1 pseudogene is annotated in these 1370 nt (G+C 64.0%); it reads right to left on the minus strand.

Going from position 1 to position 1370, the window contains the following annotated elements:
* Positions 1–5: 5 nt before the first annotated feature.
* Positions 6–1370: pseudogene (locus tag AC0L2R_RS33695) on the minus strand (transcriptional regulator); the annotation flags it as partial.

Raw genomic sequence — 1370 nt, forward strand, 5'->3', positions numbered from 1 at the left:
CGTTGCTAAACGGCGCTAACCAGCTTGTTTAGCGTTACCAGACTGGCCACCGAACGCGCCTCCAGGGCCAACGCGCCTTGATCTCGCGCCATTTCGATCGCGCGCTGGAGGAGCAGCCGGGCCTCAGTCGGGCGCGAGGCCTGTTCGGCAAGTATCTTGCCTTTCTGGTGCAGCAGTTCCGGGCAGTACCAAGCCTCGCCACTCGACCTGCAGCGCGCCAGAGCGTCGTCGAGCAGCGCCACGGCTTCCAGCTCCTGGCCAATCCTCGCCAGCCCGGAGGCGAGTATCGATTGGAAGACAGTGTGATAAAGATAGAATCCCGCACGATCCAGCCGGTCGAGAGCTTCGCCGACGAGTGTGACGCCCGTTGCGGCGTCTCCGGTTCGAATGAGGATATCGCCCTCGAAACATTCGGCATAGGCATGCCAAACGTCGAGCGAGTGGTCGTGCGTGCGCCAATGCAGCATGTCCGTATAGCGCTCGGCGCGTGCGAGGTCACCGGCCATCAGCGACACCGGACAGGCGGCGTCCGACAGGGCGTGGCACAATGTGAGATTGTGGCCCGCGGCAAGAGCGGCGCTGACAATATCGTCGATCTCACGCAGGGCCGCTTCTGTTTTGCCGCGCAGCCACAGCAGACGCGCCAGAGTAATGCGGGCGGTGATGCGTTGATCGTATTGAAATCGCGCCAGATGCGATCCGTTCGACGGCGGGCGATAGGCATCCAGCATGCGCCGAACATGGCTTTCCGCGGCTGGCTGATCGCCCAGCAGATGCAGTGCCCTTGCCTTCATCCTCTCGCCGATCAACTGGTCCGAGACGTCTGCCGAACGCTCAGACAGCGCGCAGAACGCCTCGGCCATTTCGAGCGCCGCTCGAGGTTCGCCGCCGTTTGTCCGATCGACCCACAGCGCCCAAAGCGCGCGCAGCTGGAAGTCGACATCATCGACCTTCTGGGCGATCTCGAATGAGCGCGTCCAGGCTTGCGCGCCCCCGGGCCGTCCTGAAATCGCGCGCATGTGCGGAAAGCCAAGGGCCGCATGAAGCCGCATCAGGCTTTGCTGATCGGCGTCGGGCTGTCGTTCGAGCCAATCCAGCGCTTGCCTTACCCGCAACAGGCATTCGTCGACCAGCGAAAGATGGTACCACAGCGGAATTGCCGCGACTGTCATTGCAACGCCAGCCACCGCGTCGCCGCCCGGCGAGAAGCACCAGTCGAGCGCAGCCCTGAGATTGCCGACGTCGCGGGCGAAGCCGTCCACCCAGCCGGCGTCCTGCTCATGCGGCGCGGCACATTCGAGCAGGCTCCGATAGTGGACTGCGTGGCGGCGCGAAGCGTCTTCCCGCGACACGGCGACCGAAAATTTCTC

The organism is Mesorhizobium sp. WSM4820 (assembly GCF_055811075.1).